Genomic DNA, 26,864 nt, shown 5'->3' with positions numbered 1-26,864 from the left:
GCCAACCGGTCGGATTCGTCGAGCCGTCGCCGTCCGGTAGGTAGGCTGGATGTATAGCTGGCGGTAAAAACGGCACGATAATCGTACGAGGTAGCAAGATCACCGACCTGCGGGGTGTCGCGGCGCTGGTGCTCCTGACAGTGGCGTTCGCCATGCTCACGGTGATCACGCGCTATCTCGACAGCGGTTTCACTGTCGCCCAACAGGTCTACCTGCGCTCGGCCGCGGCATTCCTGATCGCCGTGCTCGTATTCAGCCGCCGGATCCGCTGGCGCGTCGTGCTGCGCGCCGGAGCGCGGGAGTGGGGCGTCATCGCCGTCCGCACGACCCTGCTCTACCTGATCGGCACCACTCTGTTCGCGAAGGCCGTGACGCTGACAACGGTGGCCGACGTGTCGTTCATCGCCGCCTTACCGTTGGCCGCCGTTCTCGGCCTGCTGCTGCGCCGGGTGCGCGTCACGCTCGCACGAGTCACCTACGTGTCCGGGTCCGTCGTCGGCGTCACCATCCTGTCGGGATTCGGCACCGACCCGGGTGGCGCCCTGCTCGCGTGGAACCACGGCGATCTACTCGCACTGGTCGCCATGACGGCGATGGCGCTGAGCTACATCGGCCGTGAATGGCACAGCGGGATACTGAACAACTACGAGATCACCGCGCTGACCCTCGGTTCCGGCGCAGTGGGCGTTGCCGCGATCTCCGTGTGCCAGGGCCAGGGCATCCCGCGGGTCGCGACACACCTGGCGCCGGAGATGTTGTGGGGCACGGTCGGTATCGCCGGGGCACTGAGTGTGCTGAACGTCTTCCTGATCAATTACGGCTTCGAACACGTGGATCCGGTGCACGGCGGCAATCTGCTGACCCTGGAATGTGTTTGGGGCCTGCTCTTCGGGCTCCTGTTCTTCCATCAGGTACCGACGGTGAGCGGAATCGTCGGCGGGGTGGTGATCGTCGGTTGCGCGTTCGGGCTCAACGCGGCGAACAAGCGCGCACCAGCGGAAGATACGCGCGCAGGCCGACGAAAGAAGCCCGCCGCCCAACTCTCGCCCATCGAATGATCAGTCCCTGTGCCGTCATCGATACACTGGGCTCGCACGAGCAGTGGCAGAACGAATCGAGGACTTCCATGAAGATGAACGGGTTCGCGTTCACCGAAACCGACTGGTCCTCGATCCCGGCGGAGGCCCACCCCGGCGACGTCGGCGAAGCACTGTGGCGGACACTGACATTCGGTGACATCCGAGTTCGCCGGGTCGACTACAGCGTCGGCTACGAAGCCGACCACTGGTGCCGCAAAGGCCACATCCTGTTCGTCCTCGAAGGCGAACTCGTCACCACCCTCGACGACGGGCGCACCGTGATCACTCACGCGGGCAACAGCTATCAGGTGTCCGACGACGCCGAAGCGCACCGCTCGAGCGCACCGCGCGGTGCGAAGCTCTTGATCGTGGACTGACCCCTCGTTGCCCACTGAGTGGGCCTCCACCTGGATCCGGACGTTGCGACGGCGATGATTGGCTCCATGAACACAGGCGATACCTGAGCCGACAACCGGCCGTGAATCGAGCCGTCCGAGGTTGGCGCGCGGAACTCCCCAGTCGAAGTGGGGAGCCTAGGGGCGGCTGATCGGTGCCATGATTCAGTCGTCCACGCGGACATCGGCGGCACATCGCGCGACTTCGGATGAATTATTCACCCGCGCAACGTTTTCGGCTCCGCCGCGCGCACGCCGATGAGGGAGCGTGCTGGTCTACGGCGACGAGGGATTGGTATGCCGATGCGAATTTCAGGAATGGCAGCCGCATCAGCGTTGATAGCAGTCGGCGTGATGATGTCGGGTTCGGATGTCGACGGCACGACACGGATGCGAGCGGCCGAGGAATTGTCGCCCGCCGCGATCGCGCTGGACTATCCGCCCGATCCGAAGGCGACGCAAACGATCGGGCTGCTGCCGGTCGCCACCGAACAACCACGGACGTTGAGCGCACTGGCGCCGACCGCCGACAGCGTCGCGCTGCACGATATCTCGTTGCCCGGCGGCGGCACTCTCGGCATTCCGGAGCTCGTGCTCGCCGCCTACCGCAATGCCGAACTGACGTTACAGTCCTCGACGCCGACCTGCGGGCTGACCTGGCATCTGCTCGCCGGCATCGGCAAGGTCGAATCCGATCACGCGAGCAACGGGCGCACCGACGCCAACGGCACCACCGTCGGCGTCATCTACGGTCCGGCGCTGGATGGCACGCTGCCGGGCAACGAGATCATCGCCGCCTCCGACGGCAGCTACGTCCGCGCCGTCGGACCGATGCAGTTCCTGCCGACCACCTGGTCCCAGTACGCCTCCGACGGCAACGTCGACGGTACCGCCGACCCGAGCAACGTCTTCGACGCCGCCCTGGCCGCGGGCAAATACCTGTGCTCCGGCGGCCTGGATCTACACGATCAGCAACAGGAACTACGCGCCGTACTGCGCTACAACAATTCCCTCGACTACGCGAAACAGGTACTGAGCCTGTCCAATGCCTACAAGACCGGCGGCCGACCCACCCCGGTAACCGGTTCCCGCGACCCCATCACCCCCGGCGGACCCGGCAACACCAAGCCATCACGGACGACACCGCGCGAAATCCAGGTCGACACAACCATTGTGCCCACCCCCACCGATCCACCACCCGCCCCGGGCACAGACCAATCCTCCTCCCCCACAACGCCTTCCATACCTACGGACCCGACAACACCACCCGCGCTGCCGAATCCGGCAACGCCCGCCGAGCCATCGGACTCGTTCACCGTGCGGATCGAGGTGGTGATCATCATCCCCGGACGCGCGCCCATCCCGTGCGGCATCTTCTGCCCCGGATCTCTGCCCGGATCGAACCGCCCCGTACCCGGCCAGCCCACACCGCCGCGACCGACCACCCCAACTGCGCCGCCAACCGTGACTCCCGATCCGACCGGCACACGAACACCGACAACAACACTGTCGACCACCCCACCACCCACCTCGCCGACCCCCACAACAACCCGAACTCCCACAACAACCCAAACACCCACCACGACAACAACCCCCAGCCCGACACCGACTACATCTACCCGCCCGACGACGCCGCCGCCGACCGGCAGGACCCTGCCGGAATCTACAGTCGATCAGGAAACAACCACCTCGACTCCACCACCCCCGACATCACCCCGAAACCCCACCACGACAACAGAACCCAACCCGATCCAACCGAACCCCCCGCCACCCGACCGGCCAACGCAACAACGGCCGAGCACCCAGGAACCGATCGTCCCTGCTCCGACCACCCGAGCGCCCGCACCCGAGCCTCCCCAAACACCCACCGCAACAACAGAATCGGCCCGACTACAGCCGACCTCGCGCCCAGAGCCGCCGTCACCCGATCAGCCCGCGCCGAAGCAACCCGACAACCAGCAACCGGCGACTCCAGCTCCACCAACTCCGGCGACCGCACCACCGCCACCCCGAACCCCCACCGCGGCACCAGAACCCACCCCGGCCCAGCCGACCCCATCTCCCCAGCCGACGACGCCGGATCGCCCCACACCCCAACAGCCGATCAACCAGGACCCCACCCCACCAGCTCCAACCAACCCACCCCCACTCTGGTCAGCCGACAATATCGGGGCTCCGACAGCGGAATCCCCCGCCCGCTGAAAACAACCTGCCACCAGCTCCGACGTCGCGAGGCGATGCTATCGGTCTCAGCCGTCAACCGTCGCGATTACCAGGACGGTGGCAGATCGCGATGCAAACGCCCCGGGCGGCGCGACGACCCAATCGGTCCGAGCCCACATCGAGCGGGTCAACAGCGGCGACCGCTACCGCGTCACCCCGAGCCCGCAGTGACATATTCTCCCGAACATAGGCGCCGTCAGCAGCGAGCCTGGGCATCTCTATCGATGTCGCCGGACCATCGTCCTGCACCATACGCACGATCCAGTAGTACGGAATCCCAGCTGCGCATGCTCGGCACGCTTCTCCACCAGGTCCGCCGTCACCGTATTCGGACACCACCTCGATAACAAGCAACGCGTCCGAACCCATCGGCTTGGTCGAGCGTCGGCGACTTGACGGTGCCCACCACGCTTGGCCAACTTCTCGTCGGCCAATGCGCGGATGGACCAGGCCGACGGAAAACTATCGGATTGGATACTATCGCGCACGATAGTATCTCCAGTGGAAGTATCTTCGACTACTCGACTCGGGAGGCACAGCTTGGTCGACTTCATCGGACGTCAACGCGAGCTGAGTACCCTTGCGGCCGCCTTGGCCGGAGTACAGGCCGAGATCGGAACAGCCAGGCCGGGACGTTGCCTCATCCTCCGCGGGCGACGCAGGATCGGTAAGTCCGCACTGGTGGAGGAGTTCGTGGACCGGAACCGGGTGCCGAACGTCTTTCATACCAGCGAGATCGGCTTCGGCGCCGATCCGCTCACCGAGTTCACGGACGCCGTGCGTAGTTCATCGCTGCCCGATGCCGACATCTTCGCCGAGGCCATACCCGGCAACTGGACCGCAGCGTTCCGACAGCTCGCCGGCATCCTGCCGGAGGCTCAGCCGAGTGTGGTGGTGCTCGACGAGTTGCCGTACCTTATGGACCCTGCTGGTGCGTTCGAGAGTGTTTTGCAGCGAGCCTGGGATCGGGAGCTGTCACGTAAACCGGTGCTGTTGATCCTCATCGGTTCCGACCTCGCCATGATGCACGCGCTCACCTCGTACGGGCGGCCATTCCACCAACGCGGCACCGAAATGCGGCTCGGACCACTGAACCCAGCCGACGTAGCCACCATGACCGGCCTGGAGCCAGCAGCCGCCTTCGACGCCACGCTGATCACCGGAGGACTGCCCGTCATCACCGCGCGTTGGCGCGCGGGCGAGGATGTTCGGGCATTCCTTACCCGAGAACTGGCAGACCCGGTGAGCCCCTTGGTTGTTTCAGCACAGCTGTCCCTGGCCGCCGAGTTCCCAGACCAAACCCAAGCCCGTCAGGTCTTGGCGGCGATCGGCAGCGGCGAACGCACGTTCACCAATATTGCCCGGGCGGCCGGAGGCATCGCCCACTCGACACTGTCACGCGCTACGGAACTACTGACCGACAAAGGCATCGTCGCCGCCGAACTGCCGATCAGCCTCACACCCTCCAAAGAACGCCGGTACCGGATCACCGACCCGTATCTCCGCTTCTGGCTGACCTTTCTCGGCCCATATCTCGCGGAATTGGACCGCATGCGGCCCGACCTCACCCTGGAGCGAATCGACCGTGGGTGGACCAGCTGGCGTGGCCGCGCCGTGGAACCGCTCGTCCGGGAAGCATTAGCCCGCGTACTGCCCATGCATGGAATCCCGGCGGTCTCCGCGATCGGCGGCTACTGGACCCGCAGCAACGACGTGGAAATCGACATAGTCGGCGCCGACCGTGAACCCATCGCACACGAGCTGGCATTCCTCGGATCCATCAAATGGCTGGAAAATTCCCCCTTCGACAATCACGACCTGACCGCGCTCCAGCGCCACCGCCATCGCGTCACCGACAAACCGATCCCCCTGATCGCTGTCACCCGGTCCGGAGTGACAACCGAACACCTCGACGCCGTATTCACCCCGGCAGATCTACTCGAGGCATGGCAACCTCGCGACCAACCTGCTTAGGAGTTCCCTCGGCGAATCGGGATGAGGATGTGGGGGGATCTCTTTCTCACGCTGCCTGGCCTCGGCGGTGCACCGCGACCCGACCCGACCAGTCTGGACGAAGACACCGCGAATCTGCTCGATGTGCTGGCGCGCCACTCGTGGAAGCTGACCGGCGACACACTCGGGACCGACTATGCCGACGAGGGCTACGCGTTGGCGGTGCTGCTGGTATGCAAGGCGCCAGAGGTGGCTCGGGAGAAGGACATTCCGACACAGTCGGCGATCATCACCTGGGTGATCGCGAGTCGGCACGACCTGCTCGGTCAGGACTGCGGGCTGGATATCCCGAACCTGTCCCGAGAGCTGGGCTCGACCAGTCGGGAGCTTTTCGACGGCGCGAAGCGGGTCAGGGAAGCAACTGGCGGTTAGATCGTCAGGCCCGCGAAGAAGCTCATCCCTCGGCGGCGAGCTGGCCGCAGGCGGCGGCGATTTCCTGGCCGCGGGTGTCACGCACCGTGCAGGGCACGCCTTGGGCGTTGACGCGGCGGACGAATTCGGCCTCGACGGGTTTCGGGCTGGCGTCCCATTTGCTGCCAGGGGTGGGGTTCAGCGGGATGACGTTGACGTGGACGCGGGAGCCGAGGGCTTTGTGCAGTTTCTGGCCGAGCATGTCGGCGCGCCACGGCTGGTCGTTGATATCGCGGATGAGAGCGTATTCGATCGAGACGCGACGGCCGGATTTGTCGGCGTAGTAGCGGGCGGCGTCGAGGACCTCGGCGACCGGCCAGCGGTTGTTCACCGGGACAAGGGTGTCGCGGAGTTCGTCGTCGGGAGTATGCAGAGAGACCGCGAGAGTGACCGAAAGGTCCTCGTCGGCCAGTTTGCGGATGGCCGGGGCCAGGCCGACGGTGGAGACGACCACGTTGCGCTGGGAGATACCGAAGCCGTCGGGCGCGGGCGAGGTGATGCGGCGGACCGCGGCGACCACCCGCTTGTAGTTGGCCAGCGGCTCACCCATACCCATGAACACGATGTTGGACAGGCGGCCGGGTCCACCGGCGACCTCGCCGTCGCGCATGGCCGCAGCGGCGGCCCGCACCTGGTCGACGATCTCGGCGGTGGACAGGTTGCGGTTCAGTCCGCCCTGACCGGTCGCGCAGAACGGGCACGCCATGCCGCATCCCGCCTGGCTGGAGATGCACAGGGTGGCACGGTCGGGGTAGCGCATGAGCACGCTCTCGAGCAGCGTGCCATCTCCGGCGCGCCACAGGGTCTTTCGCGTTTCGCCACCGTCGCACGCGACGTGCTTGACCACCGACATCAGCGGCGGGAACAGCGCCTCGCCGATCTTCGCGCGCACCGACTCGGGTAGATCCGTCATCTGCTCCGGATCGGCCTGCAGCCGCCCGTAGTACTGCCGCGCGATCTGATCGGCGCGGAACTTCGGCAGTCCGAGCTCCTCGACCGCCACCTTCCGCCCGTCCGCGTCAAGGTCGGCGAGATGGCGCGGCGGCATACCGCGGCGCGGGGCATCGAAAACGAGCGGCAGAGGGGTAGACATAACCCGACCATTTTGCCATCTCCAACCAACAATGACCGCGCCGGGACGCCGTTCGTGACCGGAGACACGGTCAACTGTCGACCGGAGAGCCCGAACCGCCGGAGCCGATCCGCTCCTCCAGCGCTCGACAGTCCGCCAGGATCTCGCCGGTGAGCCGATCGACCTCCCGCACCGCTTCCAGCACACGCTGGGCCGCCCCCTGCCGAATGCCGTCGTCGTGAATCCGGCGAATTCGTTCGTCGAGGAGGGTGGTCTGCCGCTGCCGGTCGGCGAGCCTGCGCCAGAACGGGGCGAGCTCCGGCGCCGCCGCGACGTCCACACCGGACTCGGAGATGCGACCGAGCAGGGCGTTCATCGCCTCGTATGCCTCCGTTTGCAGTCGCGCCGCCGTCAGCAGCCGCGTCAACGCGGACTTCAGTTCTTCCGGCTCTCGCCAGGACGGCGTCGAACGCCCCGACGCCAGCATCAGGTACATGGTCCGCGGCCTGGGCTGGACCGTGACCCGGCGCCGAACCCCGGTCTGGCACATATCCAGCCGGGCGGTGACCGTTCGTGTCAGCGGATGATCGAATCCGAGGTGCTCGACGCATTCGAGGAACAGTTCCTCGCACGACCGCAGCGCGGATTCTCGGTGGCCGTCAACCCAATACGCGCGCACCAGCCCCAGCTTCGCGACCAGCGTGCGCGTATCACCCGCGCCGAAGGCGGCACTCGCTGTGTCGAACGCGCGCTCATGGAACTCGACATCCCGCACCGGGTCGAGCGCGCCCATCTCGCGCAGTGCCACGATGTGGGCGCGCTTGTACCTGCGCCCGACGAACCAGAGCAGCACGGCGACGAACACCGCGACGAGTCCGGCCAGCCACCAATTCTCGGCATCGCGAAACCATTGAATGATCGCGAAGACGAGAGCGCACAGCAGTACCACGCTGCCGATGCGACTGCTCCCCCTCCAGAACGACAACGCGCCAGAATTCGACATACCTTCCCCCATTGACGTACACCGGTGCCACCGGCAGGGCCCTCCCTTTCATAGTGACCCGAATCACGCCGCCACGGGGCGCGGGTCGCACGAATTCGCACCGAAGTGCGGCATGTCGGCGATCGATAGGGAAATCTATGCATCGGTGATAGCAATCGGCAATGATTGGGGTATGACTACAGACGCGGTATCGACCCCTGGCGTCGAGCCGTCTGCCGCGCAGCAGGTGGAGAAGCGCGCGCTGCGGACGCGGGCCGGTTTTCTCTGGGGTGCGCTCATCTTCGCGGCAGTGCTCGGCATCGTCGTGCTGATCTTCATCCTGCAGAACCTGGAGCAGTCCGAGGTCAGCCTGTTCGCCTGGGACTTCTCCCTGCCGATCGGCATCCTGGTGCTGCTGTCCGCGATCGCGGGCGCGCTGGTCATGGCCCTGGTCGGCGGCTTCCGCATCCTGCAGCTGCGCAGGGCGGCGAAGAAGGTCTGACCGGCGGAACTATCCGCGCCGCCAGCGCAGTGGCGGCGCGCCGAACTGACGCTGGAAGGCCCGGCTGAACGCGGCGTCGGAGGCATAGCCGACGCGGTGCGCGATCCGCGACACCGGATCCGCGGTGGCGCGCAGCAGGTGCGCGGCATGGTCGAGACGGCGCTCGGTGGCGTAGGCGACCGGCGCCTTACCGAGCTGGCGGGTGAATCGCTCGGCGAACGCGGAGCGCGACATGCGCGCGACGGCGGCGAGGTCGGTCACCGTCCACGCGGCGGCGGGGTCGCGGTGGATCGCGGCGAGCACCGGCCCGAGCGCCGGATCCATGGCCGCGGTCAACCAGCTCGGCGGCGCCTCGTTGACCGCGAACCACCAGCGCAGGGTGTGGATCAGCAGTAGATCGAGAATCCGCGAGTTCATCACGGCCGCACCGGGATTGCAGGCGACGATCTCACCGAGCAGCTGGATCAGGCTGAACGCCAGCCATTCCCGGTCCGGGGCCGCGGTCAGGTGGATCGCGGACGGCAGCACCGACAGCAGCGGACCCGCGACCTCGTGATGAACCGCGAATGTCCCGGTCACCCAGCGTGGCGTGGGATCGGGCCGTTCGGCGTCCACGCGGAAGTAGTCGGCCGGTTCGAGCGGACGCGCGGGCACCTGCGCATCGGTGTAGATCGCATGGGCCGCGCCGGTCGCGAGCAGTACCAGATCGCCTGTGCCGAGAACGATTTCGGGCTCGTCGCCGACCCGCAGCCGGAGCGGGCCGCGCTCCACCAGGTGCAGCAGCCTGGTCCCGTCCGGCACCTCGACGCGGAACGGCTCGGCGGGTGCGCAGCGTGCCACGGAATCGCCGTGCAATCGAACGTGATCCAAGATCTCCGACAGCGCGTCGAGATCATCGGCGTAGTGAAACATGCGCATCCTGGATGATCGGCAAAGAAGTTCAGACTCTGGAGCATAGCTATTGCTCCATCGCCCGCATACCGTGGTCATCACCCGCAGGTGATCACGAGGCGCCTCCACAGCGATCACGGCGGGCGTTCCGTGGAACGACGAATGATCCCCCACTCCGAAAGGAACACATTCGCATGTCCGCACACCCCACCATCGTTCTGGTCCACGGCTTCTGGGGCGATGCCGCTCACTGGGCGAAGGTGATCGTCGAGTTGAACAAGCGCGGCTACGACGCGCTGCGCGCGGTGGAGAACCCGCTCACCTCGCTCGCCGATGACGTGGCGCGCACCAGGCAGCTGATCGATCAGATCGACGGACCGGTCCTGCTGGTCGGACACTCCTACGGCGGCGCCGTGATCAGCGCCGCCGGCACCGCACCCAATGTCGCAGGCCTGGTGTACATCGCCGCGTTCGCACCCGATACCGGCGACAGCCTCGCCACGTTGAGCCAGGACTTCCCCGCCGCCGGTGGCGCGAATATCGCGCCCGACTCCGACGGCTACCTGTGGATCCGTCAGGACAAGTTCCACGAGAGCTTCGCCCATGACCTGCCCGCGGACGAAGCGCTGGTCATGGCCGTCACCCAGAAGCCGCCGGTGGCCTCGACCTTCGGCGACCCGCTGACCGGCGAGCCCGCGTGGCGGACGAAGCCGAGCTGGTACCAGGTGTCGACGGACGATCGCATGATCGCCCCGGACAACCAGCGCCGGATGGCCGAGCGCATCACCCCGCGCAAGATCATCGAACTCGACGCGAGCCACGCCTCGATGGCCTCCCGGCCCGGTCCGGTGACCGACCTGATCGCCGAAGCCGCGGAAGCCGTCTCCGGCAACTGATCTCGTGACCCCGGCAGACTGGATCGGTCGCTCCGGCCTGCCGGGCTCAGAGCAGGGTGCTCAGCACCAGCCAGGCGACGAAGGCAGAAGGCAGCATCGAGTCGAGACGGTCCATGATGCCGCCGTGGCCTGGCAGCAGCGTGCCCATGTCCTTGATGCCGAGATCGCGTTTGACCTGGGATTCGATGAGGTCGCCCGCGGTGGCCACCAGCACGAGGCCGACGCCGAGCACCACACCGATCATCGAATTGGCCTGCAGCAGCAGGGTTACCGTCAGCAGACCGCCGATGACCGAGAACACCAGGGAGCCGCCGAAACCCTCCCAGGATTTCTTCGGGCTGATCGACGGAACCATCGGATGCTTGCCGAACAGCACGCCTGCGACGTAGCCGCCGACATCGGAGCAGACCACCAGGATCATGAAGGTCAGCACCCGCAGATTGCCGTCCGGCTCCAGCAGCAGCAGCGTCGCGAAGGACGCGAGCAGCGGGATCCAGGCCAGGGTGAAGATGGTGATGGCGGTGTCGCGCAGGAAGTTCCGCGGCGCCGCCTGCAGACCGTGATCGAAAAGGCGCCACACCATGCAGGTGAGCGCGGTGGCCGCGAAGGCGCCTGCCACACCGCTCGCACCGTACGGCCAGCCCAGCCAGAAGATCGCCTGGCCGCCGAGGATCAACGGGATGCGCGGCACGAGCACATCGGCCTCGCGCAGCCGCTTGGCGACCTCCCAGGTCGCCACCGCGACCGCCGCCGCGACGACACCGATGAACACCTTCGGCACGAACAGCAGGATCGCGATGAGCGAGAGGCCGAGGCCGAATCCGACGGCAAGCGCGGCGGGCAGGTTGCGGCCCGCCCGCGATCCGGACGGCGCGGGCGCGGGCGCGGGCTCCGGCGCGGCAGCGTCGGTTCTCACCGCGGCGTCGGCAGCCCCGCCCGTCGCTTCAGCTGTGCCTGCCGGCAACGGCTCTCCTGCCGCCCCGGTCGCGGCGGCGTTCTCGGCCACGATTGTCCCGTCGCTCAACTTTGTCGTTCCGTTCGTCCCCGCGGGCGGGGGGCCTCGGCTCTGTCTGACGGCGTCGTTCACGGTGCCCTTCGTGGTGACGCAAGCTGCCGCCTCCGGGCACGTCGTTCACGACGCGTGGTCACACCTCGAGCAGTTCGGATTCCTTGTGCTTGACCAGGTCGTCGATCTGGCCGACATACCGCGAGGTGGTCTTGTCGAGCTCCTTCTCGGCGCGCCCGACCTCGTCCTCCCCTGCCTCGCCGTCCTTCTGGATGCGGGCCAGTTCCTCGTTCACCTTGCGGCGCACATTGCGGATCGCGATCTTCGCGTCCTCGCCCTTGGACTTGGCCTGCTTGACCAGTTCCCTACGGCGTTCCTCGGTGAGCTGCGGCACCGAAATCCGAATGATGTCACCGTTGTTGGTGGGGTTGACCCCGAGATCGGAATTGCGGATCGCGGTCTCGATCGGGCCGATCTGCGCCTGCTCGTACGGCTTGATGACGACCATCCTCGGCTCGGGCACCGTGATGCTCGACAGCTGAGTGATCGGTGTCGGCGAACCGTAGTACTCGATGACGATCCGGGAGAACATGCCCGGATTCGCCCGGCCGGTACGGATGCTCGCGAGTTCATCCTTCGCTACCGAGACGGCCTTTTCCATCTTCTCCTCGGCATCGAAGAGCGCTTCTTCAATCACGACCGTTTCCTCCACAGCGTCGTCATCGTCATGATCCGCGGGTCGCGGTGTCAGGACCGAACCAATGTGCCGATCTTCTCACCGGCGACCGCCCGGGCGATATTGCCCTTCGTCAACAAATTGAACACCAGCATCGGCATCTGGTTGTCCATACACAGGCTGAAAGCCGTCGCGTCCGCGACCTTCAGTCCGCGTTCGATCACCTCTTTATGGGTGATTTCGGTGTACATGGTCGCGCTCTCGTCGATCCGCGGGTCGGCGTTGAACACGCCGTCGACCGCCTTCGCCATCAGCACCACCTCGGCACCGATCTCCAGCGCGCGCTGCGCGGCGGTGGTGTCGGTGGAGAAGTACGGCATGCCCATGCCCGCACCGAAGATGACCACGCGGCCCTTCTCCAGGTGCCGCTTGGCGCGCAGCGGCAGGTACGGTTCGGCGACCTGACCCATGGTGATGGCGGTCTGCACGCGGGTCTCGATACCCTGCTTCTGCAGGAAGTCTTGCAGCGCAAGGCTGTTCATCACGGTGCCGAGCATGCCCATGTAGTCCGAGCGTGCGCGTTCCATACCGCGCTCCTCGAGCTCGGCGCCGCGGAAGAAGTTGCCGCCGCCGATCACCACGGCCACCTGCACGCCGGTCGCGACGACCTCGGCGATCTGCTCGGCGACGGTCTGCACGACATCGGGATCGAGCCCGACCTTACCGCCGCCGAACATTTCGCCGCCTAGCTTGAGAAGCACCCGGCGATATCCTGGGCGGTCGATCCCCGGGTCCGTCATGGGTGTTGTTCTCCTTCGGCGGTGTCTTTTCTCGGCAAGGGCAGATCAATGAGGGCAACGCGGAGGCGCTCGATGAACATGGAGCGCTCCCATCCTGCCCTACGGGATCGGTCGGCATACAAAGGCCCCCCGTCAACCGGCATTTCCGGTGGACGGGGGGCCTTGCACGCGCTATCCGTTTCGGCGGCGTCGGCCGATCAGCTGGCGCCGACCTCGAAGCGGGCGAAGCGGGTCAGGGTGACACCGGCCTCGTCCAGCAGAGCCTTCACGGTCTTCTTCGAATCGGTGACCGACGACTGCTCGAGCAGCACGACGTCCTTGAAGAAGCCGTTGACCCGGCCTTCGGTGATCTTCGGGAGGGCGGCCTCGGGCTTGCCCTCTTCGCGAGCGGTCTGCTCGGCGATGCGACGCTCGTTCTCCACGATGTCGGCCGGAACCTCGTCGCGGGTCAGGTACTTGGCCTTGAGCGCGGCGACCTGCATGGCGGCGGCACGCGCGGCCTCGGCCGCCGCGTCACCCTCGCCGGTGAACTCGATCAGCACGCCGACGGCAGGCGGCAGATCCGAGGCACGCTTGTGCAGGTAGGTCGCGACCGGGCCGTCCAGCGAGACGACGCGACGCAGCTCGAGCTTCTCGCCGATCTTCGCGGCGAGCGCCTGCACGGCCTGGTCGACGGTCTCGCCGCCCAGGTCGAGCGCCTTGAGCGCGTCCAGATCGGCCGGCTTCGCGTCCGCCGCGGCGGTCACGATGCGGTCGGCCAGCGCCTGGAACTCCGCGTTCTTGGCGACGAAGTCGGTCTCGGAGTTGATCTCGACCATGACGCCGCCCTTGGCGGCGACCAGGCCCTCGGCCGTGGTGCGCTCGGCGCGCTTGCCCACGTCCTTCGCGCCCTTGATCCGCAGGATCTCGACGGCCTTGTCGAAATCACCGTCGGTCTCGGCCAGCGCGTTCTTGCAGTCCATCATTCCGGAGCCGGTCAGCTCCCGGAGCCGCTTCACATCGGCAGCGGTGTAGTTCGCCATCGGTGGCGAGCCTCCTTCGGAGAGAGGTAGGTACTGGGCAGCGGTGATCACGATGTCAGTTCAGCGTGATCACCGCTGGAACAGCGGGTTACGAGTCTCAGGCCTCGGCGGCCGGAGCCTCGCCGCCCTGCGCGGTCTCGGCGGTGGCGCCGGCCAGCAGTTCCTGCTCCCACTCGGCGAGGGGCTCGCCCGCGCCGGCTTCCGGCTTGTCGTCGCTGGAGTTCAGGCCGGCACGCGCCTGCACGCCCTCGGCGACGGCGGCCGCGACGACCTTGGTCAGCAGCGCGGCGGAACGGATCGCGTCGTCGTTACCCGGGATCGGGTAGTCGACCAGGTCGGGGTCGCAGTTGGTGTCCAGGATCGCGATGACCGGGATGTTCAGCTTGCGCGCCTCGCCGACGGCGATGTGCTCCTTGTTGGTGTCGACGACCCAGATGGCCGAGGGCACCTTGGCCATATCGCGGATACCGCCGAGGGTGCGCTCGAGCTTGTTCATCTCACGCGTCAGCATGAGGATTTCCTTCTTGGTGCGCCCCTCGAAGCCACCGGTCTGCTCCATCGCCTCGAGCTCCTTGAGGCGCTGCAGACGCTTGTGCACGGTGGAGAAGTTGGTGAGCATGCCACCCAGCCAGCGCTGGTTGACGTAGGGCATCCCGACGCGCGTCGCCTCGGCCGCGATCGACTCCTGGGCCTGCTTCTTGGTGCCGACGAAGAGGACGGTGCCGCCGTGGGCAACGGTCTCCTTGACGAACTCGTAGGCCTTGTCGATGTAGGTCAGCGTCTGCTGCAGGTCGATGATGTAGATGCCGTTGCGGTCGGTGAAGATGAACCGCTTCATCTTCGGGTTCCAGCGCCGGGTCTGGTGTCCGAAGTGTGCGCCGCTGTCGAGCAGCTGCTTCATAGTTACGACAGCCATAGCCCTCGTATCCTCTTTCGTTGCCGGTTGACGCAGCAGATCGGCGATCCGCTGCCCTGGCGCCGCCGAAACCGTCGGACCCGACCTCACCGAGAGGATTCAGGACCAGCCGACGATTCCCTGTTTCGCGGGCACTATCGAACGAGCACATTCTCGAAGAGGAGCTCGATTCGAACAGCGCCGATGCGAACAAGCACGGGTGGCGCGCGAAGTCGGTCCATGCCAGGCACAGACCGCTCGACCAGTTTACGGGTTGCGGACGCTACGACCTAAATCGCCCTCGGCGGTCGGCGCATCCAGGCTGGTCAAATGGGTAAAACGGAGGATGTCCACAGTGGCGAAAGTTGTGCACATTCGGGGGTGATGGGGTTCCGGGCGGGCTGCGATCCGGGTGAGCTGGAGGCATGAATCGCACCAACACCGCACTGGAATTGCTCGTATCGCTCGTGGTCGCGCTGTGTGCGGCCGCGACGGGGTCAGCGGGTGCCGCACCCGCCGACCCGCTTGCCCTCACCCCGCAGGACTGGGGACCGCTGACCCTCCCGATACCGAGGGGTGCACCGGAAGACGGTGACGAGCCGTGGCTGCCGCTGGACGGCTGGCAGCTGCCGCGGATCCGCTTCGAGAACACCGCGCCGCCGGTGCCCCCTACCGGACCGTGGCCACTGCTCGTACCGCCTCGGCCGGGAGCAGCGCCGCCACAAGATGCACCATCACAGCCAGACGCCGCGCCTACGCGGGACACGACGCCGCCGGTGCCCGCCATGGGGCCGTGGACGACTGGACCGCTGCCGCTGCCGATACCGCCTCGGCAAGAATTCGCGCCGTCACAGAACGCGGCGCCGTGGCAGAACAACGCTGCGCCGTGGCAGAACTCGGCACCGCCACAGGATGCGGCATCACGACAAGGCAGCGCACCGCCACAGGACACGGCACCGCCGGTCCTCGCGACGGGGCCGTGGACGCTGCCGGTGATGCCGCGGCAAGAAATAGCTCCGCCGCTGGACTCGGCGCCGGGGCGAGAAGTGGCGCCGCGGCAAGACATGCTGCCGCAGTACAGCGCAGCGCCACAACCGGATACGACGGACCGGGCGAGGTCTGCGCGGCCGACGCTCGATCAACCACCGGAGGATCCGTCGGAGATCCGGGGTGCGCCGATGGGGCGCTCCGGGAGTGGGCGGTCGGTGGTGCGAACGCTGGAAGCCGTGATCGGGGCGTGCACGGGTTCGGGGTGCGCCCTTCCGTTTCTGACCTGGCTGCTGCATCAGACGCCGTTGCGGGTGGGCTGAGATGCCCGCCTGCGCGGCGAGCACGACGCGGGTCGGGGCTGGGCGTCAGCGCGGCGCAGACGTGAGTGAGCGCAGCGTGCGAATCGGGCGCCAGCGCGCACGGCGCATGCCGCGGCCGAGCGTCGGCGAGGTATGGACGTGAGTCGAATGCGTTGGGCGTTAACGGTTCTCGGGCTGGCGGTACTGCTGGCCAACGGGGCCGATCCCAGCGCCGACGCGAGTCCGGGTAGCCGGTACGGGTGGCCGCTGCAACCGCGGCCACCCGTGGTCCGGCGGTTCGACCGGCCGGTGCACGACTGGCTGCCGGGGCATCGCGGCGTCGATCTGGCCGGTACGCCGGGACAGTCGGTGCTCGCGGCGGGAGACGGGATCGTGGTATTCGTGGGGACCGTGGCGGATAAGCCGGTGGTCTCCATCGACCATCCCGGCGGATTGCGCACCACCTATGAACCGGTTCGCTCGGAACTCGTGGTCGGCACACGCGTCACCCGTGGGACGACGATCGGCACCCTGGACGCCGGACACGAGGGCTGTGCCGCGGCAGCCTGCCTGCACTGGGGCCTGCGTCGCGAAGGCGGTGGGCGACAAGCGCGGGAGTACCTCGACCCACTCGGCCTGCTCCATCCGACACCACTGCGCCTGAAACCGGTGCGCCCACCGACCTGAAGCCCCATCCATGGCCGCATCGGTGCCCACCCATGCGCCACCGTCTCCGCGCTCAGGATGAGGTCCGCGAAGACGACAAGTCACGCGCACAGACGAATCGCATGAGCGGCGTATGAGGGAGGATCGGGGTATGCAGAACGAGCCGCCGTTCACCTATGCCGAGGTCGGTGCGACCAGAGGCGAACTGCCTGCCGGGTATCACCAGTTCAGCCTGCGGCGTCGCATCGGGCAGGGCCGCGCGCTGTTCGAGCATGCGGGAGCGGAGATTCTCGCGTATCGAATGCAGAAGGGCACCGGCATCTTTCACCACGCCGAGACGCCGACCGCCGAGCCGGGCACTCGGCTGTCGGTGCGACTGGGTGTCGGGCCGTTGGCGATCACCGCTCCCTGCCGGGTGGTGTACGTGCTAGAGGAAGCCGACCGGCGGGGATTCGCTTATGGGACTCTGCCCGGTCATCCCGAGTCCGGCGAGGAACTGTTCGCCGTCGAATACGATCCGGCCGATGATGCCGTGTACGGGCTCATCATCGCGTTCTCCCGCAATGCGAGCTGGTACGCCCGCCTCGGCGGGCCCGTCGTCCACATCCTTCAGCGTCTCTTCGCGGCCCGCTATATCGCCGCACTTCCGACCTCCGTGCGCGCATAGCCGCGGTGCGCGGACCGCCCGCTCAGCCGCGCCAGGGCGGCGCGGATTTGAAGTTCGGATGCAGTTCGACGGTGGGGCCCACCGTGGTGAGCAGGCGGCGGGCCCGGGACAGCGGATGGTCGGGAAACTGGTCGTCCCAACTGGGGTCGTCGGACCAGTTGCGCGGCAGGCCACCGGAGACCTGCGGTGCGTACGGGTGCCGCGCCCACATCCGCACGACCTCCTCGATCGGGCGGCCCTGACCGTAATCGCGCAGGAAGACGTCGAACACCATGGTGTCCCTGATGCCCGTCACGCCGGTTTCCGCGCAGATGAACTTCAGCACCAGGCTGCGATCCGCACGCGGAACGGTGAACGCGGACAGGTAGACCACGCCGTGATCCTTGTGCGGCTGGGGTAGCTTCACGATCTGCGCGATCGCGGGCAACCCGTCGATCGCCACCACGTCGAGCTCGATCAGCCCGCCGCCGGAGGCCGCGGTGCTTGCCGCGGTCACCCGCCGCAGGCGGTCGAGGTCCTCCAGCGCGGCGGGCAGATCGGGCGGAATCCCGAACCCGTGCACCTCGGCGATATCGCCGTCGGCGTTTCGAAAAGCGCCCGGCGCCAACTGCTCCCACCCCGAGGTATCGAAACGCAAAACCATATGACGAAGTTAATGGGAAATACCCAGCGGCAGTGGCGCTTTCACCAAGCGACGGTGCAGCGTTCTAGAGCAGCCCGGCCAGCACTTCCGCCTCGGCACGCAGTGCCGCCGCGTACTCGGAACGGCCGCGGCCTTCGTAGTCGGCCGCTGCGAGGTTGCGGTCGGCGATCTCGGCGGCGACGATCGCCTCGATATCGGATTCGGTGAGGTCGCGACGGCGAGCCTCCTGCGCGCCGAGCCCGGCCGCACTGGCCTCGATGGCACCGGCGCGCACGGCGTCGCCGGTATCGATCGCCTCGGCATTGTCGATGGCACCCAGTGCAGAACGCAGCGCCTTGACCGCGTCCCGATCGCGCGCCTTGATCGCGACGGGAAGCGCGGCACGCAGCCGCTCCCGCAGCGGCATGGACTTGTCCACGGTAGGCATCGACATGGACGCGACCGTACGCGCAAGGTTTGCCACGGTCGAGTCATTCCTCGACGGCGCGGCCACCATGCGCGGAGGGTGCCGGCAGACGAATTTGTCCGCCCCCGAAATGATCGGGGTCCAGCGCTCGAGGGACGCCCTGGCCGCGTACGCCGAAGCAGTCTGTCCGACCGGGCCGCCCCGGACTATGCGATGGCACCGACAACTTGCGATGGCGAGCGGGCTACGCGTGCGTCAGGGGGTGACGATGGCGAAATCCGGGTCGGGGGAATCGAAGACGCCGATCAATTCGGCCAGCTTGGTGATGTCGCCCTCGACGGCGATATCGCCCGCGGCCACCGCGACGCCGAAATCGTCGCCGGTCAGCAGCACCCGGATCAGCGTCGGTTTGGTCAGGGTGAAGATGGCGTCGGGTTCGGGCAGGCGCGCGCCGTCGGGCAGGTCGTAGTGGGTGAGCCTGCCGTTGCGCAGTTCCAGCCGATGCGTGCGTTTCTCGTCGCTGAAGTGCCAGTCGGCGCGCACCCGCTGATTCCACGCCTTCGGTCCGTCCACGCGCAAAGCCATGGCGTCGAAGATCTGGTCGACGGTGAGCGCGGCGAGCACGGTCGGGGAAGACGGTTTGGTCGGCGTCCCGAACGGCCCGTAGCGCAGTTCGTAGGCGCCGCTGAGATAGAAATTGCGCCAGGTGGCATTCTCCGCGCCATAGCCGAGCTGCTCGAAAGTACTGGCCTGCAACGCCTTCGCGGCCTCGTTTCCGGGATCGGCGAAGAGGACGTAGTTCACCACCTGTGCCACCCATCGGTAGTCGCCCGCGTCGTAGCAGGCCCGCGCCTTGCGCAGCACCTCGTCGGCGCCGCCCATGAACTCGACGTGCCGCATCGCCGATTCCACCGGCGGGTGTTCCCACAGATGCGCCGGATTACCGTCGAACCATCCGAGGTAGCGCTGGTAGATCGCCTTCACGTTGTGGCTGACCGAACCGTAGTAACCGCGTGTGTGCCAAGCGTTTTCGACCGCCGGTGGCACCGTGAGCAGCTCGGCGATCTCGGCGCCGACATAGCCCTGATTCAGCAGCCGTAAGGTCTGGTCGTTCAGGTATCCGTATAGATCACGTTGCAGCGCAAGGTATTCCACCAATCGATCGGTCCCCCAGGTCGGCCAGTGGTGCGAGGCGAACACCACGTCGGAGTCATAGCCGAACAGATTGATCGCCTCGGTGAGGTACTTCGCCCACACATGCGGGTCGCGCACCAGCGCTCCGCGCAGCGTGAGCAGATTGTGCAGTGTGTGCGTGGCGTTTTCGGCCATGCAGAGCGCGCGGCGATCAGGGAAGTAGAAGTTCATCTCGGCGGGCGCCTCGGTGCCCGGGGTGATCTGGAAGACGATCCGCACCCCGTCGACGGTCTCCTGCTGGCCGGTGGTGGTGATATCGCGGGTCGGCGGGATGAGGGTGACCGTGCCGACAGAGGTGGTCTGTCCGAGCCCCGCCCCGACCTGACCTAGCGGCCCGCGCGGCAGCACCGCGCCGTACATGTAGCCGGCCCGGCGCGCCATCGCGGTGCCCGCGTAGACGTTCTCGGCCACCGCGTGCTCCAGGAATCCGGCAGGCGCCAGCACCGGACAGCGGCCCGCGGCAACGTCTTCCGGTGTGATCACGCCATAGCTGCCGCCGAAATGGTCGACATGCGAATGGGTGTAGACGAGCCCGGTCACCGGACGGTCGCCGCGATGGGCGCGATACAGCGCCAGCCCCGCCGCGGCGGTCTCCGCGGAGATCAGCGGGTCGATGACGAGGACGCCGGTATCGCCTTCCACCAGTGTCATATTGGACAGGTCGAGCCCGCGGATCTGGTAGATCCCGTCGCACACCTCGTAAAGGCCCTGTTTGCACACCAGCCCCGACTGCCGCCACAGGCTCGGATGCACCGAGGCCGGGCACGGCGATCGCAGGAAGTCGTAGGAGTCGTTGTCCCACACCACGGTTCCGTCGGCGGTGGTGACCACGCCGGGCTCGAGGGCGGCGATGAAACCGCGGTCGGCGTCCGCGAGATCGGCGGTGTCGGCCAGCGGCAGGGCGGCCAGCGCGCGCTGATGTTCGGCGGCGACGAAATCGCTCGGCTCGGTCGCTGTGCTCATGCTCATCCTCCTGTGGTGTGCGCCGAAATCGCGGTGGCCGACGGTGGTCAGGGATGTGGTGCGGTGCAGGCGATCAGGGTGGCGACACCGGCGACGGCCACCACCGCGACGGTGGTGGCGGCGACGAGCCGGGCGCCGTGTTCGTAGTGCCCGCGATGCAGGCCGCGGTTGCGCAGGTAGCACAGGCCACCGATGGCGGCCATGGTGACCGCCGCGGCGACGGGTGCGATCGCCGCCCCGCGCCAGCCGCTGGTCACCGCATAGTTGAGGAACAGCGCACCGACGATCATCGCGGCCACCGCGGTGCGCCGCCACGCCAGCGCCGTGCGTTCGGCGGCCAGTCCCGCGGCGGTCATCGCAGCAACACCGCCACCGCCGCGAGCACCGAGACGACCGCGATACCCGCCGACAGGATCGGCACCATGATGGTGTTCGGCAGCGGTTTGCCCTGGCGCATCGCGACACCCACCCGCCGCCAATGCCCGTACGCGCCGATCGCGACGATCACCGCGAGCACGATGCAGCTCAGCGCGAGCGCGCGCCGGAATCCGGCCGCCCGGAACGGCTGCACCAGTGTGTGCACCGCGACGCCACCGGCGAGCAGGCCGAGTGAGGTGCGCATCCAGGCCAGGAAGGTGCGTTCGTTGGCGAGGGTGAATCGGTAGTCGAGTTCGGCCTCGAGCGGCTCGCCGTCGGGATGGGTCACGCCATCACCGCCGCGGGGCTGCGCTGCTGCTCGGCGAGGCGCACGGGCACCACTCCATCTCTGGCCGGTTTTCATGTCGTAGGCAAACGAACCGCTACGCCAGACTATCCGGACCCCAGAGGGTAATCCACGAACCGTGAACCCGCGACGCGTCGCCACGAGTGTCGGATAACGTCCCGGCGGGTCGTCGCGCCGCCCGCCGCGGCCGGGGCCACCGGCACGCACTACGCCCGCGCCTTCGACGTGCAGTCATGGGTAGTCAGAGCGGGGTGGCGTCCTGGAAGGTCATCGCCAGCCGATCGACCGCCGACGCCATCAGCGCGCGCTTCGGCAGGCCGAGGGAGGCGAGTTCCAGTGCGCACGGATGGTCGCCGAGGGTCAGCTCGGCGCCGCCGATCCGGGCACGCATGCCGGTCGGCTCCATGCGCCACTGGGTGCGGCGGGTGACGCCATCGATATGGGAGTAGGCGTCGAAAGATGAGGAGGCGTTGCGTCGGGACGGCATCGCGGTCCCGGTCCGGACGGCAAGGTCGACCACGAGCTTGCCGTCTTGCCGCAGCACGCCGCGGCGGACCGGACCCTCATGGGTGGCGGTGAATTCGGCCAGCTCCTTGGGAAAGCCCCAGATGCCGCGGCCCGCGGCGAGGGTGAATTCGCCGTCGACGGGCAGCCGGTGGATGAAGACGCCGGCCCGGCCGGTGGCCAGCGCGCGCAGGCCGCCGCGGCCGGCGGCGGTGTGCTGGCCGACCGTGAAGGAGACGCCGAATTCGTTGTAGGGGCCGAGATCTCCGTCGAGGTAGTCGACGAAAACCAGGGTGCACAGCGCACGGCCGCGTGGCAGCCGCAGGACGCGCAAGCCGGAGTAGTCGATGAGTCGCTGCGCCTGGTCGGCCGGGACCAGGTAGGTCGCCATGAAGGCGCGTGCCAGCCGGATCCGCACGGGCATCCGGACCTCCCGACCGAGAACGGTGTGCGTGCTCATCCTGGCCGCCTTCCTCGTGCGGCCGAACTATAACACGTTTCAGTTCTATATCGGGACTATGCGCGCGGATGCGCCTGGTCGTGCACCTTCTTCAGCCGTTCGATCGATACATGGGTGTACAGCTGGGTGGTCGCCATGCTGGCGTGACCGAGCAGTTCCTGCACCACCCGCAGGTCGGCGCCACCCTCGAGCAGATGGGTCGCGGCGCTGTGCCGCAGGCCGTGCGGACCGAGATCGGGCGCCCCCGGAATCGCCGAAACAACTTCGTGCACAACGGTTCTGGCTTGACGCTGATCCAACCGCCTGCCGCGACGGCCCAGCAGCAGCGCACGCCCGGAGTCGGCGGCGGCGAACGCGGGCCGCCCGACATGCAGCCACTGCTGGATGGCCTCGTCCGCAGGTCCGCCGAACGGCGCCGACCGCTCCTTGTTGCCCTTGCCGAGTACCCGCACCACCCGCCGCTCCCGGTCGACGTCATCGATATCGAGCCCGCACAGCTCGCTGACCCGAATCCCGGTGGCGTACAGCAGTTCCACGATCAGCCGGTCCCGCAGCGCCATCGGATCATGCTGGGCCGCACCGGATTCCGCCGCGTCCATCGCCTCGGCCGCCTGCTGCCTGCCGAGTACGGCGGGCAGCACGCGATGCGCCTTCGGCGAGCCGAGCCGCAACCCGGGATCGACGGGGAGCCTGCCGGTCCGGGTGAGCCACGCCGTGAAGGTGCGCGCCGCTGAGGCGCGCCTGGCCATCGTGGTCCGCGCGGCGCCGTTCGTCGACTGCGCCGCCAACCATGAGCGCAGCAACGCCAGGTCCAGTTCCCGCACCGCCGAATCCGCCGACCGCGCGACCAGATGCGCCAGCAAAGACCGCGCATCCCCCACGTAGGCCCGGACCGTATGCGCCGACCGGTTCCGGCCGAGCTCCAGGTATCGCCCGTACTCGGCCAGCAGTGCGTCCAGATCCTCGGGCAGTTCGTCCATCTCTCCACCGTCGCGGTCGTGGCCCCGGCACGCAAGCCACCGCGCCGTCAGCGATCGGCGGGCAGCAGCCGGAACGCCGGGGCGCCGGTGAGCGGGGTCACCGCCCGAAAGTCCTTGTGGTCGAGCGTCAGCACGTCCTCCGTTTCGTATTCGGCGGCAAGCACCACGCTGACCGCATCGGTCAGGTCGAGCTGGAGATCGGCATAGCGGTCCTGCACCCTGCGGGCCTTGATCAGATGCGCACTCGACAACGCCGGGACCGAGATCCGCCCTGAGACTTCCTGGGTCAGCAGCCAGTCGTTGACCGAACCGGCCACGCCGGAATCGAAGTCGCGCCGGACGATGTGCTCGATCTCCAGGAAGACCAGGGGCGACACCACGGTCAGCGCCGCCTCGGCCAGTACGGTGCGCGCCGCCTCGTGATCGGGATGGCGAACCTCGAGCGCGGCGACCAGCCCCGAGGTGTCACCGATGAGGATCACCGGCCTTCGGTCCGCTTCCGATATTTGCCGACGACCGCGTCCGACACGGTCTGGCGCATGTCGTCGGCCGTCACCGGGCGTCCGGAGTCCAGCCGGGGGATGTCCCAGCCTTCGCTCCAGCGTTTGGTGCGCAGCGCGGCAATGTGGAATGCCTCGCGGAAGATCTCCGATTCGGGTCGCCCTTCGCGCATGGCCGCCTCCTTGATGAGAGCCAGATCCTCTTCGTCGACCATGACGGTCGTCTTCTTTAGCATGGTGGTTATGGTACCAGCACCATACATGTTGGGCGCCTTTCTTTTCGGGGGTTGTTTGCATGGGATCACCTATCGCGGAGTGGTCGAGCGGGGCGATGCCGTTCGGTGCCAACCGTTTTCGCCTGCGCCGATCAACCCGGCCAGTTCCAGGGCGGGCAGTACGGCGCGCACCGCGGACAACGGGAGGCCGGACTGGTCGGCCAGTTCGCTCGGCCTGCGGGAACCGATTACCGGGAGCGCCTCGAAGATCAGGGCTTCGTCACCGCTCAGCGCGTCGGCGGGGTTGTCGGCCCGCGCGCCGTCCGGCAGTGACAGGCGCAGCGGGCCCGCCTCGTCGATGACCTCTTCGGCGCGGGTGACCAGTAGCGCCTCGCCGTCGCGGATCATGCGGTGGCAGCCGACGGACGCGGCCGAGTTCACCGAACCGGGGATCGCGAGGGCCGGACGACCGAGGCGGCGTGACCATTTCACGGTGTTACGAGCACCGCTGCGCAGGCCCGCCTCGACGACGAGGACACCGTCGGCCAGTGCGGCGATCAAACGGTTGCGCGCCAGGAACTGATGTTTGCGCGCGGCGGCGCCCGGCGGATATTCGCTGACCACCAGTCCGGTATCGGCGATTTCGTCGATGAGCCGCTCGTGCTGGGCCGGATACGGCCGATCGACGCCGCAGGCGAGCACCGCGATCGTCGGGCCGTCCACCGCGAGCGCCGCACGGTGTGCCATGCCATCGATGCCGAAAGCCGCACCCGACACGATCGTCCACCCCTGTGCGGCGAGCTCGCTCACGATCTCGCCGGTCACCTGATTGCCGTAGGCGGTACTGCATCGCGCACCGACCACGGCCACCGCGCGCTCGCTCGATTCGAGCAGTGAGCGCGGGCCGCGCACCCACAGCACCAGCGGGATCGCGCCGTCGCGGTCGCGGCCCGCGTCCAGCTGGGTCAGCCCGAGCAGCCGCCAGGCGGGCCATTCCGGGTCGTCGGGCGTCACCACCCGGCCGCCCAGTCGTTCGATCAGCTCCAGATCGCGCGCGGCCGTGTCGATTCCGCGCCGCCGCTCGGTGGGTTCGCGCAGCGATTCGGGCAGTGCGCTCTCCCGCACCGCACGCGCCGCCTCCAGCACGCCGACCGATTCGATCAGCGCGGACAGCGCCGCGCACGGGCCGTGCACGACCCGCGACAGATACACCCAGGCCAGCCGCCGTTCATCCGCCGTGCCACCCGCCCCGATCCCGTCCAGATCGACCGGCGCGCCGCTCACTGCGCGCCCCGCTGCCGGAAGTTCAACGCCGACAGCACATCCTGCGCCGTCGGCAGTTCGCCGCCGCGCAGGTCGCAGATGGTCCACGCGACCCGGATCGCCCGGTCGGCACCGCGCGCCGACATCCGGCCGAGCCGCAGCGACGTCTCCAGCGGGGCGACCGCCTCGCGCGGCAACCGGAAGCGCTGGCGCAGTACATGTCCCGGCACTTCGGCATTGGTGGTCCACCCGTACTCCCGCCAGCGGTCCACCGCGGCCTGTCTGGCCACCGCGACCCTGGCCCGCACCACCGCGCTGCTCTCGGCGATCTCACCCGCGAACGCGGCGCCGGACTGGCCGTGCATCTGCACCCAGATATCGATGCGATCCATCAGCGGACCGGACAACTTGCCCAGGTAGCGCCGCCGCGCGAGCGGCGCACAGATGCAGTCGACATCGCGTGCCGGCGCGCACGGACATGGGTTCGCCGCCAGGATCAGCTGGAACCGAGCGGGGTATCTGGCGACGCCGTCGCGGCGGGCGATCCGGATCTCGCCCTCCTCCAACGGTGTTCGCATCGCCTCCAGCACCTTTCCGCCGATCTCGGCGCATTCGTCGAGGAACAGCACGCCACGGTGAGCCAGGCTGACCGCCCCCGGCCGCGCCGCACCCGAGCCACCGCCGACCATGGCGGCCACCGAGGTCGAGTGGTGCGGCGCGACGAAGGGCGGCACGGTGATCAACGGCTGGTCGCCCGACAGCGCGCCCGCCATCGAGTGGATGGCCGTCACCTGCAGCGCCTCGGTTTCGGTGAGCGGCGGCAGCAGTCCGGGAAGGCGTTGTGCCAGCATGGTTTTCCCGATACCGGGCGGCCCGGTCAGCAGCAGGTGATGGCCGCCCGCCGCGGCCACCTCCAGCGCCCACCTGGCCTCCTCCTGACCGACCACCTCGCTGAGATCGCCGCCGGAGCGCACGGTGTCGGGCAGCCGCCCGTCCGGTTCGGCCAGCGTGCCCTCACCACGCAACCAGGCGACGACGGTGCGCAGGCTGAGCGCACCGAACACTTCGATCCCGTCGACGAGTCCGGCCTCGGCCATCGCCGATTCGGGCACGACAACGGTGGCCCATCCGGCGTTGCGCGCCGCGATCACCGCGGGCAGGATGCCGCGGACCCGGCGGACCCGCCCGTCCAGGGCGAGTTCGCCGAGCAGGACGGTCTTGGCCAGCCGCTCCGATGGAATCGCGCCCGCCGCGTCCAATACCGCTGTGGCCAAGGCGAGGTCGTATACGCTGCCGACCTTCGGCAGCGTCGCGGGCGAGAGGGCGAGGACCACCCGGCCGTCGGGCCACTTCTCCCCCGAGTTCGCCACCGCCGAGCGGACCCGGTCACGGGATTCCTGGAGCGCGGTATCGGGCAGCCCCACCAGATGGACGGAGGGCAGCCCCTGCCCGACGTCGGCCTCGATCTCGACGAGCTGACCGTCCACCCCGGTGACCGCGACCGAATGGGCCCGGCCGAGGGCCATC

The 26,864-nt window shown here is 67.8% G+C and carries 29 protein-coding genes; 10 read left to right on the top strand and 19 right to left on the bottom strand.

Annotated elements, in window-relative coordinates; all coding sequences use genetic code 11:
- Positions 1 to 128: 128 nt before the first annotated feature.
- The 5 genes from ACIG5A_RS36785 to ACIG5A_RS36765 all read left to right on the top strand — a co-directional run bounded on the left by ACIG5A_RS36785 (position 129) and on the right by ACIG5A_RS36765 (position 6,082).
- Positions 129 to 1,058, top strand: a complete 930-nt coding sequence (locus tag ACIG5A_RS36785; RefSeq protein ID WP_397248806.1) for a DMT family transporter — start codon at positions 129 to 131, stop codon at positions 1,056 to 1,058.
- Between the two features lie 68 nt (positions 1,059 to 1,126).
- Positions 1,127 to 1,456: a DHCW motif cupin fold protein gene (locus ACIG5A_RS36780; protein WP_397248804.1), complete on the top strand. Its 330-nt coding sequence runs from the start codon at positions 1,127 to 1,129 to the stop codon at positions 1,454 to 1,456.
- Positions 1,457 to 1,792: 336 nt separating this feature from the next.
- The gene (locus tag ACIG5A_RS36775) at positions 1,793 to 3,676 is read left to right on the top strand and encodes a lytic murein transglycosylase (RefSeq protein ID WP_397248802.1); all 1,884 of its coding nucleotides are present in this window, start codon (positions 1,793 to 1,795) and stop codon (positions 3,674 to 3,676) included.
- A gap of 432 nt (positions 3,677 to 4,108) precedes the next feature.
- On the top strand, positions 4,109 to 5,671 hold the full coding sequence (locus ACIG5A_RS36770; RefSeq protein WP_397248800.1) for an ATP-binding protein: 1,563 nt from the start codon (positions 4,109 to 4,111) through the stop codon (positions 5,669 to 5,671).
- Between the two features lie 21 nt (positions 5,672 to 5,692).
- Positions 5,693 to 6,082 (top strand): hypothetical protein, encoded by a 390-nt coding sequence (locus ACIG5A_RS36765; RefSeq protein WP_397248798.1) that lies wholly within the window; start codon positions 5,693 to 5,695, stop codon positions 6,080 to 6,082.
- Between the two features lie 22 nt (positions 6,083 to 6,104).
- Here the strand turns inward: ACIG5A_RS36765 and rlmN are convergent, their stop codons facing one another.
- Positions 6,105 to 7,214, bottom strand: a complete 1,110-nt coding sequence (gene rlmN / locus ACIG5A_RS36760; RefSeq protein ID WP_397248796.1) for a 23S rRNA (adenine(2503)-C(2))-methyltransferase RlmN — start codon at positions 7,212 to 7,214, stop codon at positions 6,105 to 6,107.
- Positions 7,215 to 7,284: 70 nt separating this feature from the next.
- Positions 7,285 to 8,196, bottom strand: coding sequence for an FUSC family protein (locus tag ACIG5A_RS36755; RefSeq protein WP_397248794.1), 912 nt, complete (start codon positions 8,194 to 8,196; stop codon positions 7,285 to 7,287).
- A 172-nt stretch (positions 8,197 to 8,368) separates the two neighbouring features.
- Between ACIG5A_RS36755 and ACIG5A_RS36750 the strand changes: the two genes are divergently transcribed.
- Positions 8,369 to 8,677: a lipopolysaccharide assembly LapA domain-containing protein gene (locus ACIG5A_RS36750; protein WP_397248792.1), complete on the top strand. Its 309-nt coding sequence runs from the start codon at positions 8,369 to 8,371 to the stop codon at positions 8,675 to 8,677.
- 9 nt (positions 8,678 to 8,686) lie between these two features.
- Here ACIG5A_RS36750 and ACIG5A_RS36745 read toward each other — a convergent pair whose 3' ends face one another.
- Positions 8,687 to 9,589 (bottom strand): cupin domain-containing protein, encoded by a 903-nt coding sequence (locus ACIG5A_RS36745; protein ID WP_397248790.1) that lies wholly within the window; start codon positions 9,587 to 9,589, stop codon positions 8,687 to 8,689.
- 173 nt (positions 9,590 to 9,762) lie between these two features.
- On the opposite strand from ACIG5A_RS36745, the gene ACIG5A_RS36740 reads away from it, so the two are divergent.
- Entirely contained in the window at positions 9,763 to 10,464 is a 702-nt protein-coding gene (locus ACIG5A_RS36740; RefSeq protein ID WP_397248788.1) for an alpha/beta fold hydrolase, read from the top strand.
- Positions 10,465 to 10,510: 46 nt separating this feature from the next.
- Here ACIG5A_RS36740 and ACIG5A_RS36735 read toward each other — a convergent pair whose 3' ends face one another.
- The 5 genes from ACIG5A_RS36735 to rpsB all read right to left on the bottom strand — a co-directional run bounded on the left by ACIG5A_RS36735 (position 10,511) and on the right by rpsB (position 14,884).
- A complete protein-coding gene (locus tag ACIG5A_RS36735) occupies positions 10,511 to 11,488 on the bottom strand; it encodes a phosphatidate cytidylyltransferase (protein ID WP_397248786.1) in 978 nt (325 codons plus the stop codon).
- 121 nt (positions 11,489 to 11,609) lie between these two features.
- On the bottom strand, positions 11,610 to 12,167 hold the full coding sequence (gene frr / locus ACIG5A_RS36730; protein ID WP_397248784.1) for a ribosome recycling factor: 558 nt from the start codon (positions 12,165 to 12,167) through the stop codon (positions 11,610 to 11,612).
- A gap of 50 nt (positions 12,168 to 12,217) precedes the next feature.
- Positions 12,218 to 12,946, bottom strand: coding sequence for a UMP kinase (gene pyrH / locus ACIG5A_RS36725; RefSeq protein ID WP_397248782.1), 729 nt, complete (start codon positions 12,944 to 12,946; stop codon positions 12,218 to 12,220).
- Between the two features lie 197 nt (positions 12,947 to 13,143).
- Positions 13,144 to 13,968 carry a translation elongation factor Ts gene (gene tsf / locus ACIG5A_RS36720; protein WP_397248780.1) on the bottom strand — a complete coding sequence of 275 codons (825 nt, stop codon included), beginning with the start codon at positions 13,966 to 13,968 and terminating at the stop codon, positions 13,144 to 13,146.
- A 97-nt stretch (positions 13,969 to 14,065) separates the two neighbouring features.
- Positions 14,066 to 14,884 carry a 30S ribosomal protein S2 gene (gene rpsB, locus ACIG5A_RS36715; protein WP_397248778.1) on the bottom strand — a complete coding sequence of 273 codons (819 nt, stop codon included), beginning with the start codon at positions 14,882 to 14,884 and terminating at the stop codon, positions 14,066 to 14,068.
- A 404-nt stretch (positions 14,885 to 15,288) separates the two neighbouring features.
- On the opposite strand from rpsB, the gene ACIG5A_RS36710 reads away from it, so the two are divergent.
- From ACIG5A_RS36710 to ACIG5A_RS36700, 3 genes are all read left to right on the top strand, one after another.
- A complete protein-coding gene (locus tag ACIG5A_RS36710) occupies positions 15,289 to 16,173 on the top strand; it encodes a hypothetical protein (RefSeq protein ID WP_397248776.1) in 885 nt (294 codons plus the stop codon).
- Positions 16,174 to 16,320: 147 nt separating this feature from the next.
- Positions 16,321 to 16,839, top strand: a complete 519-nt coding sequence (locus tag ACIG5A_RS36705; RefSeq protein ID WP_397249453.1) for a M23 family metallopeptidase — start codon at positions 16,321 to 16,323, stop codon at positions 16,837 to 16,839.
- Positions 16,840 to 16,969: 130 nt separating this feature from the next.
- Positions 16,970 to 17,485 (top strand): DUF1990 family protein, encoded by a 516-nt coding sequence (locus tag ACIG5A_RS36700; protein ID WP_397248774.1) that lies wholly within the window; start codon positions 16,970 to 16,972, stop codon positions 17,483 to 17,485.
- 22 nt (positions 17,486 to 17,507) lie between these two features.
- Here ACIG5A_RS36700 and ACIG5A_RS36695 read toward each other — a convergent pair whose 3' ends face one another.
- From ACIG5A_RS36695 to ACIG5A_RS36645, 11 genes are all read right to left on the bottom strand, one after another.
- On the bottom strand, positions 17,508 to 18,128 hold the full coding sequence (locus ACIG5A_RS36695) for a hypothetical protein (RefSeq protein ID WP_397248772.1): 621 nt from the start codon (positions 18,126 to 18,128) through the stop codon (positions 17,508 to 17,510).
- A gap of 64 nt (positions 18,129 to 18,192) precedes the next feature.
- Positions 18,193 to 18,561 carry a hypothetical protein gene (locus ACIG5A_RS36690; RefSeq protein WP_397248770.1) on the bottom strand — a complete coding sequence of 123 codons (369 nt, stop codon included), beginning with the start codon at positions 18,559 to 18,561 and terminating at the stop codon, positions 18,193 to 18,195.
- A 228-nt stretch (positions 18,562 to 18,789) separates the two neighbouring features.
- Entirely contained in the window at positions 18,790 to 20,691 is a 1,902-nt protein-coding gene (locus tag ACIG5A_RS36685) for an alkyl/aryl-sulfatase (RefSeq protein WP_397248768.1), read from the bottom strand.
- A gap of 47 nt (positions 20,692 to 20,738) precedes the next feature.
- Entirely contained in the window at positions 20,739 to 21,047 is a 309-nt protein-coding gene (locus ACIG5A_RS36680; RefSeq protein WP_397248766.1) for a DUF202 domain-containing protein, read from the bottom strand.
- Positions 21,044 to 21,397: a YidH family protein gene (locus tag ACIG5A_RS36675; protein WP_397248764.1), complete on the bottom strand. Its 354-nt coding sequence runs from the start codon at positions 21,395 to 21,397 to the stop codon at positions 21,044 to 21,046. Before ACIG5A_RS36675 ends, ACIG5A_RS36680 begins: the two co-directional genes overlap by 4 nt.
- A gap of 259 nt (positions 21,398 to 21,656) precedes the next feature.
- On the bottom strand, positions 21,657 to 22,379 hold the full coding sequence (locus ACIG5A_RS36670; RefSeq protein ID WP_397248762.1) for an acetoacetate decarboxylase family protein: 723 nt from the start codon (positions 22,377 to 22,379) through the stop codon (positions 21,657 to 21,659).
- A 56-nt stretch (positions 22,380 to 22,435) separates the two neighbouring features.
- A complete protein-coding gene (locus ACIG5A_RS36665) occupies positions 22,436 to 23,359 on the bottom strand; it encodes a tyrosine recombinase XerC (RefSeq protein WP_397248760.1) in 924 nt (307 codons plus the stop codon).
- Positions 23,360 to 23,406: 47 nt separating this feature from the next.
- Positions 23,407 to 23,841: a type II toxin-antitoxin system VapC family toxin gene (locus tag ACIG5A_RS36660; protein ID WP_397248758.1), complete on the bottom strand. Its 435-nt coding sequence runs from the start codon at positions 23,839 to 23,841 to the stop codon at positions 23,407 to 23,409.
- Positions 23,838 to 24,095 carry a ribbon-helix-helix protein, CopG family gene (locus tag ACIG5A_RS36655; RefSeq protein ID WP_397248756.1) on the bottom strand — a complete coding sequence of 86 codons (258 nt, stop codon included), beginning with the start codon at positions 24,093 to 24,095 and terminating at the stop codon, positions 23,838 to 23,840. The genes ACIG5A_RS36660 and ACIG5A_RS36655 overlap by 4 nt, the downstream gene beginning before the upstream one ends.
- Before the next feature lie 69 nt (positions 24,096 to 24,164).
- Positions 24,165 to 25,295 carry a DNA-processing protein DprA gene (gene dprA, locus ACIG5A_RS36650; RefSeq protein WP_397249451.1) on the bottom strand — a complete coding sequence of 377 codons (1,131 nt, stop codon included), beginning with the start codon at positions 25,293 to 25,295 and terminating at the stop codon, positions 24,165 to 24,167.
- A gap of 59 nt (positions 25,296 to 25,354) precedes the next feature.
- Complete coding sequence (locus tag ACIG5A_RS36645) at positions 25,355 to 26,863, bottom strand: YifB family Mg chelatase-like AAA ATPase (RefSeq protein ID WP_397248754.1); 1,509 nt, start codon at positions 26,861 to 26,863, stop codon at positions 25,355 to 25,357.
- Position 26,864: the final 1 nt, after the last annotated feature.

The sequence above is a fragment of the Nocardia sp. NPDC052566 genome (genome assembly GCF_044547285.1).
Classification (GTDB): Bacteria; Actinomycetota; Actinomycetes; order Mycobacteriales; family Mycobacteriaceae; genus Nocardia.
The sequence above is the reverse complement of the archived record's forward strand: the minus strand, read 5'-3'. Positions and strand labels throughout refer to the sequence as shown.